The 16,727-nt window shown below is 54.5% G+C and carries 18 protein-coding genes; 15 read left to right on the top strand and 3 right to left on the bottom strand.

The annotated features are described in order from the left end of the window. Positions 1-35: 35 nt before the first annotated feature. The 10 genes from hfq (at position 36) to AC6I8T_RS18490 (ending at position 11,411) form a co-directional block, all read left to right on the top strand. Positions 36-347 carry an RNA chaperone Hfq gene (gene hfq / locus AC6I8T_RS18535; RefSeq protein ID WP_021183576.1) on the top strand — a complete coding sequence of 104 codons (312 nt, stop codon included), beginning with the start codon at positions 36-38 and terminating at the stop codon, positions 345-347. An 80-nt stretch (positions 348-427) separates the two neighbouring features. Further along, positions 428-1,708 (top strand): ribosome rescue GTPase HflX, encoded by a 1,281-nt coding sequence (gene hflX / locus AC6I8T_RS18530; protein ID WP_021183575.1) that lies wholly within the window; start codon positions 428-430, stop codon positions 1,706-1,708. Between the two features lie 80 nt (positions 1,709-1,788). Further along, positions 1,789-3,030, top strand: coding sequence for an FtsH protease activity modulator HflK (gene hflK, locus AC6I8T_RS18525; protein WP_021183574.1), 1,242 nt, complete (start codon positions 1,789-1,791; stop codon positions 3,028-3,030). A gap of 3 nt (positions 3,031-3,033) precedes the next feature. Further along, complete coding sequence (gene hflC, locus AC6I8T_RS18520) at positions 3,034-4,038, top strand: protease modulator HflC (RefSeq protein ID WP_021183573.1); 1,005 nt, start codon at positions 3,034-3,036, stop codon at positions 4,036-4,038. Positions 4,039-4,096: 58 nt separating this feature from the next. Next, a complete protein-coding gene (locus AC6I8T_RS18515; RefSeq protein WP_013510694.1) occupies positions 4,097-4,294 on the top strand; it encodes a DUF2065 domain-containing protein in 198 nt (65 codons plus the stop codon). Between the two features lie 169 nt (positions 4,295-4,463). Next, a complete protein-coding gene (locus AC6I8T_RS18510) occupies positions 4,464-5,762 on the top strand; it encodes an adenylosuccinate synthase (protein WP_208724262.1) in 1,299 nt (432 codons plus the stop codon). Between the two features lie 191 nt (positions 5,763-5,953). Then, positions 5,954-6,397, top strand: coding sequence for a nitric oxide-sensing transcriptional repressor NsrR (gene nsrR / locus AC6I8T_RS18505; protein ID WP_021183570.1), 444 nt, complete (start codon positions 5,954-5,956; stop codon positions 6,395-6,397). A gap of 16 nt (positions 6,398-6,413) precedes the next feature. Beyond that, positions 6,414-8,852, top strand: coding sequence for a ribonuclease R (rnr, locus tag AC6I8T_RS18500; RefSeq protein WP_497834228.1), 2,439 nt, complete (start codon positions 6,414-6,416; stop codon positions 8,850-8,852). A 110-nt stretch (positions 8,853-8,962) separates the two neighbouring features. Continuing rightward, positions 8,963-9,697, top strand: a complete 735-nt coding sequence (gene rlmB, locus AC6I8T_RS18495; protein ID WP_208724261.1) for a 23S rRNA (guanosine(2251)-2'-O)-methyltransferase RlmB — start codon at positions 8,963-8,965, stop codon at positions 9,695-9,697. 85 nt (positions 9,698-9,782) lie between these two features. Then, on the top strand, positions 9,783-11,411 hold the full coding sequence (locus AC6I8T_RS18490; RefSeq protein WP_208724260.1) for an isovaleryl-CoA dehydrogenase: 1,629 nt from the start codon (positions 9,783-9,785) through the stop codon (positions 11,409-11,411). Here the strand turns inward: AC6I8T_RS18490 and bsmA are convergent. Next, positions 11,385-11,711, bottom strand: a complete 327-nt coding sequence (gene bsmA, locus AC6I8T_RS18485) for a biofilm peroxide resistance protein BsmA (protein ID WP_021183566.1) — start codon at positions 11,709-11,711, stop codon at positions 11,385-11,387. The two genes, AC6I8T_RS18490 and bsmA, sit on opposite strands and share 27 nt — an antisense overlap. A 55-nt stretch (positions 11,712-11,766) precedes the next feature. Continuing rightward, positions 11,767-13,698 carry a methyl-accepting chemotaxis protein gene (locus tag AC6I8T_RS18480; protein WP_208724259.1) on the bottom strand — a complete coding sequence of 644 codons (1,932 nt, stop codon included), beginning with the start codon at positions 13,696-13,698 and terminating at the stop codon, positions 11,767-11,769. Positions 13,699-13,859: 161 nt separating this feature from the next. Between AC6I8T_RS18480 and yjfP the strand changes: the two genes are divergently transcribed. Beyond that, entirely contained in the window at positions 13,860-14,609 is a 750-nt protein-coding gene (gene yjfP, locus AC6I8T_RS18475) for an esterase (RefSeq protein ID WP_497834227.1), read from the top strand. Between the two features lie 49 nt (positions 14,610-14,658). On the opposite strand, the gene AC6I8T_RS18470 is transcribed toward yjfP, so the two are convergent. Continuing rightward, complete coding sequence (locus AC6I8T_RS18470) at positions 14,659-14,865, bottom strand: hypothetical protein (RefSeq protein WP_021183563.1); 207 nt, start codon at positions 14,863-14,865, stop codon at positions 14,659-14,661. A 388-nt stretch (positions 14,866-15,253) separates the two neighbouring features. Here AC6I8T_RS18470 and rpsF point away from each other — a divergent pair, with 388 nt between their 5' ends. Genes rpsF through rplI form a run of 4 tightly spaced genes read left to right on the top strand, consistent with a single transcriptional unit; the run spans position 15,254 to position 16,693 of the window. Further along, positions 15,254-15,649 (top strand): 30S ribosomal protein S6, encoded by a 396-nt coding sequence (rpsF, locus tag AC6I8T_RS18465; protein ID WP_013510684.1) that lies wholly within the window; start codon positions 15,254-15,256, stop codon positions 15,647-15,649. Between the two features lie 6 nt (positions 15,650-15,655). After that, positions 15,656-15,973, top strand: coding sequence for a primosomal replication protein N (priB, locus tag AC6I8T_RS18460; RefSeq protein WP_036625579.1), 318 nt, complete (start codon positions 15,656-15,658; stop codon positions 15,971-15,973). A gap of 4 nt (positions 15,974-15,977) precedes the next feature. Then, positions 15,978-16,205, top strand: coding sequence for a 30S ribosomal protein S18 (rpsR, locus tag AC6I8T_RS18455; RefSeq protein ID WP_000135199.1), 228 nt, complete (start codon positions 15,978-15,980; stop codon positions 16,203-16,205). Between the two features lie 38 nt (positions 16,206-16,243). Continuing rightward, positions 16,244-16,693 (top strand): 50S ribosomal protein L9, encoded by a 450-nt coding sequence (rplI, locus tag AC6I8T_RS18450; RefSeq protein ID WP_021183561.1) that lies wholly within the window; start codon positions 16,244-16,246, stop codon positions 16,691-16,693. The last annotated feature ends 34 nt before the right edge of the window (positions 16,694-16,727 follow it).

The raw sequence follows: 16,727 nt of genomic DNA, 5'->3' as shown, positions 1-16,727 counted from the left end.
AGTAACAAACAACAAGCATATAAGGAAAAGATAGAATGGCTAAGGGGCAATCATTACAAGACCCGTTTTTGAACGCACTGCGTCGTGAACGTGTACCGGTTTCGATCTATTTGGTGAATGGTATTAAGCTGCAAGGGCAGATTGAATCCTTCGATCAGTTCGTTATTTTGTTGAAAAACACAGTTAGCCAGATGGTGTATAAGCACGCCATCTCTACAGTGGTTCCTTCTCGTCCGGTATCGCACCATAGCAACAATGCGGGCGGCGGAAGCAGTAACTACCACCACGGCGGAAGCAACCAGGCCGCTCAGTCGCAGCCACAACAAGACGGCGATAACGCAGAATAATTTTTGTGTTGCCGTGAAGCCAGGGCTGGAGAGCGCGAACGTTTTCCCGTCCTGGTTATTTATTTTAGCGAGGTTATAGCTTGTTTGACCGTTATGATGCCGGTGAGCAGGCCGTACTGGTACACATCTGGTTCTCCCAAGACAAAGAGCTGGAAGATTTGCAGGAGTTTGAAACTCTTGTCTCTTCTGCGGGCGTCGAAGCGCTGCAGGTTATTACTGGCAGCCGTAAAGCGCCACATCCCAAATATTTTGTCGGTGAAGGAAAGGCAGTTGAAATTGCCGATGCGGTGAAAGCGAGTGGAGCATCGGTCGTTTTATTCGATCATGCCTTATCCCCTGCTCAGGAACGAAATCTTGAGCGGCTGTGCGAATGTCGCGTTGTCGATCGCACCGGCTTAATTCTCGATATTTTTGCTCAGCGCGCCCGTACCCATGAGGGTAAATTGCAGGTCGAGCTGGCACAGCTACGCCATCTGGCAACGCGTCTGGTTCGTGGCTGGACGCACCTTGAGCGCCAGAAGGGCGGTATCGGTTTGCGTGGTCCGGGTGAAACCCAGCTGGAAACGGACCGTCGTTTGCTGCGCAACCGTATCAGTCTGATCCTTTCCCGTCTTGAGCGCGTGGAAAAACAGCGTGAACAGGGACGACAGGCGCGCGCTAAAGCCGATGTGCCAACCGTTTCGTTGGTGGGATACACCAACGCCGGTAAATCCACCCTGTTCAACGCCATCACGTCAGCGGATGTTTATGCTGCGGATCAGCTGTTTGCGACGCTGGACCCGACCTTACGCCGTCTGAATGTGGCGGATGTGGGGGAAGTGGTGCTGGCAGATACGGTAGGTTTTATTCGTCACCTGCCTCACGATTTGGTGGCGGCGTTTAAGGCAACATTGCAGGAAACGCGTCAGGCCACCTTACTGATGCATGTGATTGATGCGGCTGATTTACGCGTCAATGACAACATCGAGGCAGTTAATGAAGTGTTGGCAGAGATTGAGGCCGACGAAATTCCTTCCCTGCTGATCATGAACAAAATCGATATGCTGGATGGTTTCGAACCGCGTATCGACCGTGATGAAGAGAATAAACCGATTCGCGTCTGGCTTTCCGCGCAGACCGGTGTCGGTCTGCCATTATTATGGCAGGCACTATCAGAACGTCTGGCGGGTGAAATTGCGCAGTATGATCTGCGTTTACCACCGGAAGCCGGACGTCTGCGCAGTCGTTTTTACCAGTTACAGGCGATTGAGAAAGAGTGGAATGAAGATGATGGCAGTGTAGGTTTACACGTACGAATGCCGATTGTGGACTGGCGTCGTTTATGTAAACAAGAGCCGTCGCTAGCCAGTTATATTGTTTGACCGTTGCCCAACTCATTTACCGGAACAGCCTGTACATCGGCTGTAAGGTAAAACGTAAATACAATAAATGGAGTAGAGACATGGCGTGGAATCAGCCCGGTAATAACGGACAGGACCGCGACCCGTGGGGAAGCAGCAATAATCAAGGCGGCAACTCTGGGGGAAACAAAGGAGGTCGCGATCAGGGACCACCTGATCTGGATGATATCTTCCGTAAACTGAGTAAAAAACTCGGTGGACTGGGCGGTGGCAAACAGAGTGACAACAACGGCCAGCGCAGCGGTGGTAGCGGTGGCAAATTGGTTGGCATCGTTGCCGCTGCGGCAGTGATCATCTGGGCGGCCAGCGGGTTCTACACCATTAAAGAAGCGGAGCGCGGCGTCGTCACCCGTTTCGGCAAATTCAGCCATCTGGTTGAGCCTGGTCTCAACTGGAAACCTACTTTTATCGACCATGTCCAAGCCGTCAACGTGGAGGCGGTGCGTGAACTCGCCGCTTCTGGCGTGATGCTGACGTCGGATGAAAACGTGGTGCGCGTGGAAATGAACGTGCAGTATCGCGTGACCGATCCGGAGCGTTATCTGTTTGCCGTGACCAGTGCTGACGATAGCCTGCGCCAGGCAACTGACAGCGCGCTGCGTGGCGTGATTGGTCGTTCCACTATGGATCGTATCCTGACGGAAGGCCGTACCGTGGTGCGTAGCGATACCCAGCGTGAAATAGACGAAACCATCCGTCCATACAATATGGGTATCACGCTGCTCGATGTGAACTTCCAGGCGGCACGTCCACCGGAAGAGGTGAAAGCCTCATTTGATGATGCGATTGCCGCGCGTGAAAACCGCGAGCAGTACGTACGTGAAGCAGAAGCTTATGCTAACGAAGTACAGCCGCGCGCGAATGGTCAGGCACAGCGTATCCTTGAAGAGGCGCGCGCTTACAAAGAGCGTACCGTGCTGGAAGCGCAGGGTGAAGTGGCGCGTTTTGCTCGCATGTTGCCGGAATATAAAGCCGCTCCGCAAATCACCAGAGAGCGTCTCTACATCGAAAGCATGGAACGCGTGCTCAGCCATACCCGCAAAGTGCTGGTTAACGATCGAGGCAACAACCTGATGGTCCTGCCGCTGGATCAGCTGATGCGTGGCGCTCAGGCAGCCCCAGGCCAGCCTGGCCAGAAAAATACCGATTTGATGAAGCTGCCGCCGGTTTCAGATAGCAGCGCCAGCAATAGCGACACTTCATCGTACAGTCCGAGCAGCATCATGGATCAGCGTCGCGCTAATGCGCTGCGTAACGATACCCAGCGTATGGGGAGGGAATAATCGATGCGTAAGCCAATTATCGCCGTAATTATCGTAGTGCTGGTGGTGCTTTACGCGTCACTGTTCGTGGTACAGGAAGGCCAGCGCGGTATCGTGTTGCGTTTCGGCAAGGTTCTGCGTGACAGCGAAAACAAACCGCTGGTGTACGCGCCGGGTCTGCATTTCAAGATCCCGTTTATTGAAACTGTGAAATCGCTGGACGCACGTATTCAGACGATGGACAACCAGGCAGATCGTTTTGTCACCAAAGAGAAAAAAGATCTGATTGTTGATTCCTACATCAAATGGCGTATCAGCGATTTCAGCCGTTACTACCTGGCAACGGGTGGTGGTGACGTTTCGCAGGCTGAAGTGCTGCTGAAACGTAAATTCAGCGACCGTCTGCGTTCTGAAATGGGACGTCTGGACGTGAAAGACATCGTGACTGACTCCCGTGGTCGTTTGACCACTGATGTTCGCGATGCGCTGAACACCGGTAGCGCGGGCAACGATGACGAAGTTCAGACGCCAGCGGCCGACGACGCGATTGCCAACGCGGCAGCACGCGTGGAGCGTGAAACCAACAGCAATGAACCGGCACCGAACCCGAACAGTATGGCGGCGCTGGGTATTGAGGTGGTCGACGTACGCATTAAGCAGATCAACCTGCCGACAGAAGTGTCTGACGCTATTTACAACCGTATGCGCGCTGAGCGTGAAGCGGTTGCGCGTAGTCAGCGTTCACAAGGCCAGGAAGAGGCGGAAAAATTGCGTGCTCAGGCGGATTATCAGGTAACCCGTACGCTGGCTGAAGCGCAGCGTCAGGCGTTGATCACCCGCGGTGAAGGGGATGCTGAAGCGGCGAAACTGTTTGCTGATGCATTCAGTCAGGATCCGGATTTCTACGCCTTTATCCGCAGTCTGCGTGCTTACGAGAACAGCTTTGCGGATAATCAGGATATTCTGGTTTTAAGCCCGGATAGCGATTTCTTCCGTTATATGAAGGCCCCCTCTAACGCCACGCGTTAATAACTGATATAAATTTAAGGCCGACAATGATGTCGGCCTTTTTTTTGGGGAAAGAATGATGAACACAACCATCTGGATGGCACTGGCTTTGGTGCTGGTTCTGGAAGGGCTGGGACCGATGTTTTTACCGCGTATCTGGCGGCGTATGATTCTGGCAATGGCACAGATGCCGGATCGTTTGTTACATCGGTTTGGTGGCGGCCTGGTGGTTGCTGGTGTGGTGATTTATTACATGGTTAGCGTCCATGCGAGCTAAAAATGCGCGTTCTGACTGAGCGGCATTGTGTCTCGCAGTCAATTTTCCCCCAAGATGTTGTATCGATCAAAACTCAGGCAAAAAACCACGCAATCGTATGCTAAAAGAGCTGAAAGTGAGAAAATCAGGTGGTAGAATCCATTTTTAAGCAATCGGTGATTTTGAAAAAATGGGTAAGAACGTCGTCGTACTGGGCACCCAATGGGGTGACGAAGGTAAAGGTAAGATCGTAGACCTTCTCACAGAGCGCGCGAAATACGTCGTGCGCTATCAAGGTGGTCACAATGCGGGCCACACGCTTGTCATCAACGGTGAAAAAACCGTCCTCCACTTAATTCCATCTGGCATTCTGCGTGATAACGTAACCAGCATCATTGGTAACGGCGTTGTTCTGTCGCCTGAAGCGCTGATGAAAGAGATGAAAGGCCTTGAGGAGCGCGGTGTACCGGTACGTGAACGTCTGCTGCTGTCTGAAGCTTGCCCGTTAATTCTGCAATACCATGTTGCAATGGATAAAGCGCGTGAAACTGCGCGCGGTGCCAAAGCTATCGGTACTACCGGTCGTGGTATCGGCCCGGCGTATGAAGATAAAGTTGCACGCCGTGGTCTGCGCGTTGGCGACCTTTTCAACAAAGAAACCTTCGCCGCCAAGCTGAAAGAAGTGGTTGATTACTATAACTTCCAGTTGGTGCACTACTACAAAGAAGAAGCCGTTGATTACGACAAAGTGCTGAATGATGTGATGGCAGTTGCCGACATCCTGACCAGCATGGTGGTTGACGTGTCTGAACTGCTGGATACTGCGCGCCAGCGTGGCGATCTGATCATGTTCGAAGGTGCCCAGGGCACGCTGCTGGACATCGACCACGGTACTTATCCCTACGTGACTTCATCGAACACCACCGCAGGTGGCGTGGCAACCGGCTCAGGTATTGGTCCGCGTTATGTGGATTATGTGCTGGGTATCGTGAAAGCTTACTCAACGCGTGTGGGTGCAGGTCCGTTCCCGACTGAGCTGTTTGAGGAAACGGGTGAATTCCTGTGCCAGAAAGGTCACGAGTACGGTGCCACTACCGGTCGCCGTCGTCGTACCGGCTGGCTCGATGCGGTTGCTGTACGTCGTGCTGTACAGATCAACTCATTGTCAGGTTTCTGCATGACCAAACTGGACGTGCTGGATGGCCTGAAAGAAGTGAAAATTTGTGTGGCTTATCGCATGCCAGATGGTCGCGAAGTCACCACTACGCCGCTGGCTGCTGAAGGCTGGGAAGGTATTGAGCCGATTTACGAATCAATGCCGGGCTGGAGTGAAAACACCTTTGGCGTGAAAACGCTGGAAGGTCTGCCGCAAGCCGCGCGTGATTACATTAAACGTGTGGAAGAGGTAACCGGTGTGCCGATAGATATTATTTCTACTGGCCCTGACCGTGAAGAAACGATGATTTTGCGCCATCCATTCGACGCATAATCCCCTCAGGCCGGACTCTGTCCGGCCTCTGCTTATCTGCTCTTTGACTCCGCTCACACCATTTTTTCTTGCAAATATCGATAGTTGCCTGAAAAAAACGCACCGGCCTTCACACACTGGTTTATCATCATAATTAAACACCACGCCCGCTGGCGCATAACAATAACATCCGATGATTTACTGAGGTAAATGTGCAGCTTACAAGTTTTACTGATTATGGTCTGCGCGCTCTGATTTACATGGCGACGTTGCCGGAAGGCAGACAGACCAACATTACCGAAGTGACCGATACCTACGGGGTGTCGCGTAATCACATGGTCAAAATCATCAACCAACTCAGTCGGGCCGGGTTTGTGGCCGCAACGCGCGGTAAAAACGGCGGAATTCGTTTAGGCATGGACCCGGAAAAAATTGTCATTGGCGACGTTGTAAGAAAAATGGAGCCATTACAATTGGTTAATTGTAGTGAATGTTCGATTACGCCAGCCTGTCGCTTGCGTAAAGCCTTGAACGATGCGGTCCAGTTATTTCTGAAAGAACTGGATAACTACACCCTGGCCGATCTCGTCAAAGGTAACGACCCTTTGTACCAAATTTTATTGTCCGAACCGCCGGTGGCAATCCATCAAAAATGACATCGGAGGAACCGTAATGTCAAAAGACCCTTTTCAGGACAGAGAAGCTGAAAAATATGAAAACCCGATTCCAAGTCGGGAATTTATCCTCGCGCTACTAGAAAAGCGTGAAAAACCTGCCAACCGCGAGGACATCGCGCAGGAACTTAACATCACCAGCGAGGAGCAGCTGGAAGCGTTGCGTCGTCGTCTGCGTGCGATGGAACGCGATGGTCAACTGGTATTTACCCGTCGTCAATGTTACGCCCTGCCAGAACGTCTCGATCTGCTACGCGGTAAAGTCATTGGCCACCGTGATGGCTATGGTTTCCTGCGTGTGGAAGGACAGAAAGATGATTTCTATCTCTCCGCAGAGCAGTTGAAATTGTGTCTGCACGGCGACGTGATTCTGGCACAACCTGGCGGTGCGGATCGTAAAGGCCGCCGCGAGGCACGCGTGGTGCGGGTACTGGAACCGCGCAACAGCCAGATTGTTGGTCGTTACTTTACCGATGCCGGCACGGGGTTTGTGGTGCCGGACGACAGCCGTCTGAGCTTTGATATCCTGATCCCGCAGGACCAGACGCTGAATGCGCGTATGGGATCCGTGGTGGTGGTGGAGATCACCCAGCGCCCAACACGTCGTACCAAGGCATTGGGTAAAGTCACCGAAGTGCTTGGTGACAACATGGGAACCGGTCTGGCCGTTGATATGGCGCTGCGCACCCATGAAATCCCCCATGTTTGGCCGGAAGCGGTAGAAAAGCAGATCGCTCAACTGAAAGAAGAAGTACCAGAAGCGGCGAAGAAAGGCCGTGTCGATTTGCGCCAACTGCCGTTAGTCACCATTGATGGTGAAGATGCACGCGATTTCGACGATGCGGTCTACTGCGAGAAAAAACGCGGTGGCGGCTGGCGCTTATGGGTAGCGATTGCCGATGTCAGCTATTACGTGCGTCCGGGCACAGCGCTGGACAACGAAGCGCACCAGCGCGGCACGTCGGTCTATTTCCCGTCCCAGGTTGTCCCGATGCTGCCGGAAGTGCTGTCGAATGGTCTGTGCTCACTGAATCCGCAGGTCGATCGCCTGTGTATGGTGTGTGAAATGACCATCTCCGCCAGCGGTAAACTCACCGGTTACAAACACTATGAAGCGGTGATGAATTCACACGCACGTCTGACCTACACCAAAGTGTGGAACATTCTGCAAGGTAACCCGGAGCTGCGTGAGCAATATGCTCCGCTGGTGAAGCATCTTGAAGAGTTGCATCGGATGTACCATGTGCTGGAAAAGGCGCGTGAACAGCGTGGCGGCATCTCGTTTGAAACCGAAGAAGCCAAATTTATCTTCAACGCCGATCGCCGCATTGAACGTGTCGAGCGCACGGTCCGTAACGATGCGCACAAGCTGATTGAAGAGTGCATGATCCTCGCTAACATCGCTTCAGCGCGCTTTGTTGAGAAGAACGAAGAACCCGCGTTGTTCCGCGATCACGATCGTCCCAGTGATGACAGCATCACCAGTTTCCGTACCGTGCTCAACGAACTGGGTCTGAGCCTGCCGGGTGGCAGCAAACCGCAGCCGATCGATTATGCCGAGTTGCTGACGCAAATAGCCGATCGACCGGACGCGGAAATGCTGCAAACCATGCTGCTGCGTTCGATGAAACAAGCGGTGTACGACCCGGAAAACCGCGGCCACTTTGGCCTCGCGCTGGCGTCGTATGCACACTTTACTTCGCCGATTCGCCGCTACCCGGATCTGCTGCTGCATCGCGCTATCAAGTATCTGCTGGCGAAAGAGCAGGGTGAAGAGAAGGGTAACACCACGGCTACCGGCGGTTATCACTACGACATGCAGCAGATGCTGCAACTCGGTCAGCACTGCTCGATGACTGAGCGCCGTGCTGACGAAGCCACCCGTGACGTCGCCGACTGGCTGAAATGCGACTTTATGCAGGATCAGGTGGGTAACGTCTTTAACGGTGTGATCTCCAGCGTGACCGGTTTCGGTTTCTTCGTGCGTCTCAACGATTTGTTTATCGATGGTCTGGTGCATGTGTCATCGCTGGATAATGATTACTATCGTTTCGATCCGGTGGGCCAACGCCTGATCGGCGAGTCCGGCGGACGTACTTATCGTCTCGGTGACGCGGTAGAAGTACGGGTTGAAGCGGTGCATATGGATGAACGCAAAATCGACTTCGCGCTGATTTCCAGCAAGCGTGTGCCGCGTGGTGAGGGCAAAACCGTCCGTGAGCGCGAGAAGCGTGGCGGCAAGCCTCCGGCGAAGCGTCGCCGTGACGCCGGTAAAAGCGTGAATTTCGAGCCGGATGAGGCTTTCCGCAGTGGCAAGAAAAAACCGGCCAAAGCGAAAAGCGAGAAAAAAAGCAAAAAAGTCTCCGAAAAAACCCGTAAAATCGCCGCCGCCACAAAAGCGAAGCGTGCGGCGAAGAAGAAAACCAGCGAAGCCTGATGCCATAAAGTTCCGGCACATTTCGTAGCGGTGCGATTTAGCGCGCAGATTTTACAAAGCGCGCAATGAATTGCGCCGCTACTGTTCGACATCCAACCTTGAGCTAAGTAATGAGTGAAATAATTTTTGGTATCCATGCCGTGCAGGCGTTGCTGGAGCGTGACCCCCAGCGTTTTCAGGAAGTCTTTATCCTCAAAGGCCGTGACGATCGTCGCCTGCAACCGCTGATCGCTGCATTGGAAGCTCAGGGAATTGCCGTGCAAGTCGCGAACCGCCAGTGGCTCGATAGTCAGGCAGAAGGCGGGGTACATCAGGGTATCGTGGCGCGCGTGAAGCCGGGTAAAAATTATCAGGAAGGGGATCTCCCGGATCTGCTGGAATCCATCGAGAATCCGTTCCTGTTGATCCTTGATGGTGTTACCGATCCGCATAACCTCGGTGCCTGCCTGCGCAGTGCCGATGCGGCTGGTGTGCACGCGGTGATCGTGCCAAAAGATCGCTCGGCGCAACTGAATGCGACGGCGAAGAAAGTGGCTTGTGGCGCCGCAGAAAACGTCCCGTTGATTCGTGTCACCAACCTGGCGCGCACCATGCGTCTGCTCCAGGAATATCAGGTCTGGATCGTCGGTACCGCCGGTGAAGCCGATCATACGTTGTATCAGAGCAAGCTGCCGGCGTCCCTGGCGCTGGTGATGGGGGCGGAAGGTGAGGGCATGCGCCGTCTGACCCGTGAACATTGCGATGAACTGATCAGCATTCCGATGGCGGGCAGCGTCTCCTCCCTCAACGTCTCGGTAGCCACCGGCATTTGCCTGTTTGAGGCCGTACGCCAACGTCAGGCGTGATCCCCACCGCAAATTAGTTTCTGTGCCAGGCATAACTGCGCGTCGTCCTCATACTTAGTGTGACGGGTAAGCGCGAGGAGCCGTTATGACCTGGACCACTCACAACGTTTTCAATCAACCTCAGCCACTGAGCAACAGCAACCTGTTCACCCGCGATCTGCCGTTATGCGAAGCTGTCGCGCGTGAAGGTGCCAGCTGGGATCGAGAGTGGCTGGCCTCTGTGGGCCTGCAACTCGGCAGTGCCGAATCACTGGAACTGGGGCGACTGGCCAATGCTCAGCCACCGGAATTGGTGCGCTATGACGCGCGCGGCGAACGACTGGATGAGGTGCGTTTTCATCCCGCCTGGCATCTGTTGATGCAGGGATTATGCGCCAGCCGCCTGCATAATCTGAGCTGGCAACCCGATGTACAACCCAATGCGATGGTCGCGCGCGCCGCGCGTTTTATTTTGCACGCGCAGGTAGAAGCGGGCTCTCTTTGTCCGGTGACCATGACCCATGCCGCCATCCCGCTGCTGCAAAACCATCTACCTGAGCCCTACGCCGACTGGCGCGATGCGTTACTGAGCGACCGTTATGATGCACATCATCAACCCGGTAATAAAAAGCGCGGTTTGCTGATTGGCATGGGGATGACCGAGAAGCAAGGCGGCACTGATGTGCTCAGCAACAGCACACGCGCGGAACCGCTGGGAGGGCGTGGGCCAGGTGAGACTTATCGTATCGTCGGGCATAAATGGTTTTTCTCGGTGCCGCAAAGCGATGCGCACCTGATCCTGGCACAGACCGCGGGTGGCCTGAGCTGCTTTTTCCTGCCGCGCCTGTTACCGGATGGCGAGCGTAACGCCATTCGGCTTGAACGTCTGAAAGACAAACTCGGCAACCGTTCCAATGCCAGCTGCGAAGTGGAATTCCAGGACGCCATCGGCTGGTTAATGGGCGAAGAGGGCGAAGGCATCCGTCTGATTCTGAAGATGGGAGGAATGACGCGTTTCGATTGCGCGCTTGGCAGTCACGGGCTGATGCGTCGCGCCTTCTCCATCGCCCTGCATCATGCGCAACAACGCCAGGTGATGGGCAAAAATCTCAGCGATCAGCCCCTGATGCGCACGGTGCTGGCACAGCAGGCGCTCCAGCTAGAGGGACAAACAGCCCTGCTGCTGCGTCTGGCTCGTGCCTGGTCAACCCCGGTCAGCGAGCATGAGCGCCTCTATGCGCGGCTGTTCACTCCCGCAGCCAAGTATGTTATTTGCCAGGCCGGGATACCCTTTGTGGCCGAAGCTATGGAGGTGCTCGGCGGCATTGGTTATTGCGAAGAAAGCGAACTGCCACGCCTGTATCGTGAGATGCCGGTCAACAGCATCTGGGAAGGCTCCGGCAATGTGATGTGCCTGGATGTGCTACGGGTTCTGAACCGGCAATCCGATATGCTGGCGATGATCAGTGATGAACTGGAGACAGTCAAAGGCTGCAACCGTCATTTCGACCGTCGCTGGCGGCAACTGCGTTTGCGTCTCGGCAATGTGCAGGAGGGGCAAGCGCGCGCGGTCACGACGGAACTGTTGCAACTGGCCACGGCGGCCATCCTGCTCAAAGTGGCTGAACCGCCACTGGCCGATGGCTGGTGTCAGCAGTTTCTCGATACGCGCGGGCAGCGGCCATTAAGCCACGATCTTAACTCGCGGTTACTGCTGCGAGCCTGTTCCGGTTGAGGGGCCATAAAGGATGGCGGTGGCGTACCAGAAACCGGGCAAAACCGTCTCATCCAGCATCAAAACCTGATAATACGTCGCACCCAACTGATTCGCTCTGGCGGCGATAGCGCGCTGGGCATCATCCGGCGAGCCGCGCACCTGAGCGCTGATGGTACCGAGTTTGGGCAGGCCGTAGCTCTGCGCTCGATTAATTTCCTGAGCATGTGTGGTGGGTGGCGGTGGCGCTTTGGGAGTTGGCGTCAGTGCCGAGCAGCCGCTCAACAGCAGGCTGAAGGCCAGAAATAACGAAACGCGCATGGTAGCTCCGGTTCAGGGAAGATGGCTCAAGTGTATGCCATCTTCCCCTGCCGCATTATGACTTGAGATGAAAAATACTCACCAGCTGGGTCAGATGATGGCCCTGCTGACTCAGGCTTTGGGCGGTGGCCTCAGATTCAGTCACCAGATCGCTGTTCTGATGGGTAGCCTGGCTGATGTGGTTCATCGCCAGATTCACCTGACCAATGCCTGCGGCCTGTTCCTGTGCGGCAACATTGATCTCACCCATCAGGGCTTTTACCTGCGTGATATGTTCCACAATGTGTTGCATGGCATCACGCGTCTGCTCAGACAGGGCATGACCTTCCGCTACCTTACTGATGGAGCGGGTGATCAGTCCGTCAATCTCTTTGGCTGCCTGGGCGCTGCGCTGCGCCAGTGCGCGAACTTCCGCCGCCACCACGGCAAAGCCTTTACCATGCTCACCGGCTCGTGCCGCTTCTACCGCCGCATTCAGTGCCAGGATATTGGTCTGGAACGCGATAGATTCAATCACATGGGTGATATCGGCGATGCTTTGCGAGGCGACGCGTATTTCGGTCATGGTGCTGACCGAACGTGATACGGTTTTGCCACCCAGGGACACGGTCTGGTCAGTCTCACCCACCAATACCAGCGCCTGGCGCACGTTGGCCGCAGTTTGCGCTACGGTTGCGCCAAACTGTTCCATGCTGGCGGAGGTTTGTTCCACGCTGCTGGCCTGGCGACCAATCTGTTCGCTGATGTTCTGGCTGCTGGCGGCAATATTGTCGGTGCCCTGGCTGATCTGCTGTGCAGTCTGGCGCACCTGACCGACGATCTGCTCCAGGCCATCACCAATGCCGTTAATCGCCGCCACTAACTGGCCAATTTCATCATGGCGAGTCGAGTCGAGATGCGCCTGGAGATTCCCTGCCGCATACTCCTCGGCTAAATGGATCACCTGATGAAGCGGGCGGGTGATGGCCCGGCGGCTGTACCACATAAAGCCGATGGCAAAGGCAATCACCAACGCCAGACCTATAGCGATAAACAGGTTACGGCTTTGGGTAATCGGAGCCAGCAGGCTGGCCTGGCTGACTTCCCCGGCAATAATCCAGTTCCAGCCCGGCAACTGCTGCCAGGCCAGAAGTTTGGTTTCACCGTCCAGCGGAATGGCGACCAGACCTTTTGGCTCGTTCAGCAATTGTTGCTGTGTCGCCGCACTCCACAGCGGCAATTTGCCTTCGCGCTGGCTATCAAACAGATATTGTCCCTGAGTGGCACCGGCTGCACCGTTCAGCACAAAGAAGCGCCCGCTGTCGCCGAGATGGCGGGCCAGCACTTTTTCGCGCATCAGCGCGTACTGTTTATCGATTTGTACCCCGACGAACAGGATGCCGATCACCGCACCGCTGTCATCGGTGACGGGCTGATATTGCGTGATGTAACGGTGACCAAATAAGGTAGCCAGGCCACGATAAACGTTGCCCTGATTGACGTTACGCCAGGCGGCGCTGCTGCGGTCCAGTCGGGTACCGATCGCACGGTTGCCGTCTTCCTTCTTCAGCGACGTTGCGATACGGACATAATCATCACCGTCACGCACGAAAACAGTCGACACGGCACCGGTACGATCGAGGAAATCATCCACCGCAATCTGGTCAAGGTTGAGGGTTTTCAGCCCGGCACGCAGGGTCGGCGTGTTGATGTCACCCACCTGGATGCGGGCGCTTTCATCGCGACTAAAGCGCTTCGGCAGAAAACTCTGAAACAATCGGGTGTAATTCGCCACCTCGGCAGAGAGGGTGGTATTAAACATGGTGGCCATCTCGCTGATGCCCTGCACCTGATTTTGCATATCGTCAGTCGCCAGTTGCTCCAGCTGGCGAGCGGCGTTGTGGCTCAGGGTCAGGGTGAGGGTCAGCAGTACCACGGCTACGCTTAAAGACGTCAGTACAGACAGCTTGATGCCGAGACCCATTGCGCTGAGAGAGAGACGCTTCATAAATTACCTATGTTGATGTGGATGAAGGGATACAAGATCAACGGCAAATTGGGCAAAAGGTTTAGGGTGGAAATTATTCGCACAAAAATGTGAAGTGACTCGCGTTTTGAAGTGCAGGGTTTACACTTGAGCAGGTGATAATCATTCTCAACGGAGGCGACATGATTGAACTGGCGACGGAAACACTGGCAGGAATCCAGTGTATCCATGCGGCACCCGCGGGACAGCGGCAGGCGCGTTTACCGACCGTGCTGTTTTATCATGGCTTCACCTCGTCGAAAGAGGTGTACAGCTACTTTGCGGTTGCCCTGGCACAGGCGGGGTTTCGTGTGGTGATGCCGGATGCGGATATGCATGGTGCGCGTTATAACGGCGATACCGAAACCCGCATGACGCATTTTTGGGAGATTCTCAGACAAAACATCGACGAAGTGCCGCTATTGGAAGCGGCACTGCGGGAAAAAGACTGGATTGCGGAAGAACGCTTTGCTGTGGCGGGGGCGTCGATGGGCGGGATGACGGCGCTGGGGGCAATGGCACGTTATCCGCAGATCCACAGCGTCGCCTGTATGATGGGGTCGGGCTACTTTATGCAACTGAGCCATATGCTGTTTCCACCGCTGGTGGCGCGCACGCCGGAGCAAAAAGAAACTTTTGCCGCACGTCTGGCACCGCTGGCCCCTTATGATCCCAGCCAGCACCTCGAAAAACTGGCGAACCGACCTCTGTTGTTATGGCATGGCGAAGCTGATGAAGTAGTGCCGTTTGCCGAAACGGTGCGGCTGGAGAAGGCATTACGTGAAGCGCAACTCGACGGCAAGTTAACCTTTCTGTCGGAGAAGCAGATTGGGCACAAAATCACCCCTTCAGCGTTGTGCGCGCTGGTGAGTTTTTTCAAACATCATCTGTGAAATGAATTCGGGCTGGCAATCCACCGCCAGCCCGTTACGACACACCGGACTACAATTGAGACGATAACCGTTCAGCCGCGCTGCTATTGGCGCCGGTGTGGTTATCACTGGGTGCGCCCAGCCGGTTGACGTAGACAGGGCCTGATGCCGCTTGGCTGCTGTTGCTTCGCATCTGCTGCGCATAATCAGTAGTGCTGGCAACCGCGGGAGTAGACAGGAAGAGACCCAGTAAAGCAGCGATAACGAAAGTTTTCATAATCGACTCCTCACTACAGGGAATTCACTCTCAGACGCCGACGACAAGCCGAACCGTTGCGCCCATAAATAGTTTAGTTCTTCACCAAATTGCTGCCAGCCAGGCCTGTTGAACCTGTTGTTCAGCCTTTTTGTCGTCACACCGCTTAACCCACTGAATTGTCATCGTTAGCACAAAATGACGCCTTACCTGGCACGTAGCACGCCATTTGATGAATTGTGCGCTTGAGTTTAGCGGGCAACGTCAGTATGATTACGCGTCAATTTTTCAGCTGCATTCAGAGGTGTGTTTCATTTATCGGATGAATCACAACCTATAACGTTCCTTGCTTCCGTGGGCCGCAGCTGACCCTGACAGGAGGCTGAATAATCCGTAAGGAGCAATTTCGATGCGTCATTACGAAATCGTATTTATGGTCCATCCTGACCAGAGCGAACAGGTTCCGGGCATGATCGAGCGTTACACTGGTGCTATCACTGGTGCTCAGGGCACGATCCACCGTCTGGAAGACTGGGGCCGCCGTCAGCTGGCTTACCCGATCAACAAACTGCACAAAGCACACTACGTTCTGCTGAACGTAGAAGCGCCGCAGGAAGTGATTGACGAGCTGGAAACTAACTTCCGCTTCAACGACGCCGTTATCCGCAGCATGGTTATGCGCGTTAAGCACGCGGTAACTGAAGCATCTCCGATGGTTAAAGCGAAAGACGAGCGTCGTGAACGCCGTGAAGATTTCGCTAACGAAGCGGCAGATGACTCAGATGCTGGGGATTCTGAAGAGTAATCCAACGTGACGACCAATCGACTGCGCCTCTCTGGCACTGTGTGCAAGATGCCGGTTCGAAAAGTCAGTCCGTCAGGAATTCCTCACTGCCAGTTCGTGCTTGAGCACCGTTCCATGCAGGAGGAAGCCGGGTTTCACCGGCAAGCCTGGTGTCAGATGCCGGTGATTATCAGCGGCAGCGCCCATCAGGCGATTACTCAACATATAACGGTCGGCACGCAACTCATTCTCGAAGGTTTTATTAGCTGCCATCAGGCACGCAACGGCCAGAGTAGAATTGTGTTACATGCCGAGCAGATTGAATTGATAGATTCTGGAGACTAGCCAAATGGCACGTTATTTCCGTCGTCGCAAATTCTGCCGCTTTACTGCGGAAGGCGTTCAAGAGATCGATTACAAAGATATCGCTACGCTGAAAAACTACATCACCGAAAGCGGTAAGATCGTACCGAGCCGTATCACCGGTACTCGCGCTAAATACCAGCGTCAGCTGGCTCGTGCTATCAAGCGCGCGCGTTACCTGTCCCTGCTGCCGTACACTGATCGTCATCAGTAATCGGCCGCCGTCAACCACGACTTTAAGAGGATAAGGTAATGCAAGTTATTCTGCTTGATAAAGTAGTAAACCTGGGTAACCTGGGTGACCTGGTAAACGTTGCAGCGGGTTACGCACGTAACTTCCTGTTCCCGCAGCAGAAAGCGGTACCAGCTACCAAGAAAAATCTGGAGCAATTCGAAGCTCGTCGCGCTGAACTGGAAGCCAAACTGGCTGAAGTTCTGGCAGCTGCTAACGCGCGCGCTGAGAAAATCAATGCTCTGGGCAGCGTTACCGTTGCGTCTAAAGCAGGCGACGAAGGTAAACTGTTCGGTTCCATCGGTACTCGCGACATCGCTGACGCTGTAACTGCAGCTGGCGTTGAAGTGTCTAAGAGCGAAGTTCGTCTGCCGAACGGCGTTCTGCGCACCGTTGGTGAGCACGAAGTTGACTTCCAGGTTCACGGCGATGTGTTCGCGAAACTGGTTGTGAATGTAGTTGCTGAGTAATTTTACTCGGTAATGCGGAAAAGCCGGCCTTGTG

The sequence above is a fragment of the Pantoea sp. X-Soil-OKNW-556 genome (assembly GCF_059730695.1).
The sequence above is the reverse complement of the archived record's forward strand: the minus strand, read 5'-3'. Positions and strand labels throughout refer to the sequence as shown.

What these genes read in the sequence shown, in the direction of transcription:
- hfq (WP_021183576.1), top strand. Translation starts at nt 36, where the DNA reads ATGGCTAAGGGGCAATCATTACAAGACCCGTTTTTGAACGCACTGCGT.
- hflK (WP_021183574.1), top strand. Translation starts at nt 1,789, where the DNA reads ATGGCGTGGAATCAGCCCGGTAATAACGGACAGGACCGCGACCCGTGG.
- hflC (WP_021183573.1), top strand. Translation starts at nt 3,034, where the DNA reads ATGCGTAAGCCAATTATCGCCGTAATTATCGTAGTGCTGGTGGTGCTT.
- AC6I8T_RS18515 (WP_013510694.1), top strand. Translation starts at nt 4,097, where the DNA reads ATGAACACAACCATCTGGATGGCACTGGCTTTGGTGCTGGTTCTGGAA.
- AC6I8T_RS18510 (WP_208724262.1), top strand. Translation starts at nt 4,464, where the DNA reads ATGGGTAAGAACGTCGTCGTACTGGGCACCCAATGGGGTGACGAAGGT.
- rnr (WP_497834228.1), top strand. Translation starts at nt 6,414, where the DNA reads ATGTCAAAAGACCCTTTTCAGGACAGAGAAGCTGAAAAATATGAAAAC.
- rlmB (WP_208724261.1), top strand. Translation starts at nt 8,963, where the DNA reads ATGAGTGAAATAATTTTTGGTATCCATGCCGTGCAGGCGTTGCTGGAG.
- AC6I8T_RS18490 (WP_208724260.1), top strand. Translation starts at nt 9,783, where the DNA reads ATGACCTGGACCACTCACAACGTTTTCAATCAACCTCAGCCACTGAGC.
- bsmA (WP_021183566.1), bottom strand. Translation starts at nt 11,711, where the DNA reads ATGCGCGTTTCGTTATTTCTGGCCTTCAGCCTGCTGTTGAGCGGCTGC.
- AC6I8T_RS18480 (WP_208724259.1), bottom strand. Translation starts at nt 13,698, where the DNA reads ATGAAGCGTCTCTCTCTCAGCGCAATGGGTCTCGGCATCAAGCTGTCT.
- yjfP (WP_497834227.1), top strand. Translation starts at nt 13,860, where the DNA reads ATGATTGAACTGGCGACGGAAACACTGGCAGGAATCCAGTGTATCCAT.
- AC6I8T_RS18470 (WP_021183563.1), bottom strand. Translation starts at nt 14,865, where the DNA reads ATGAAAACTTTCGTTATCGCTGCTTTACTGGGTCTCTTCCTGTCTACT.
- rpsF (WP_013510684.1), top strand. Translation starts at nt 15,254, where the DNA reads ATGCGTCATTACGAAATCGTATTTATGGTCCATCCTGACCAGAGCGAA.
- rpsR (WP_000135199.1), top strand. Translation starts at nt 15,978, where the DNA reads ATGGCACGTTATTTCCGTCGTCGCAAATTCTGCCGCTTTACTGCGGAA.
- rplI (WP_021183561.1), top strand. Translation starts at nt 16,244, where the DNA reads ATGCAAGTTATTCTGCTTGATAAAGTAGTAAACCTGGGTAACCTGGGT.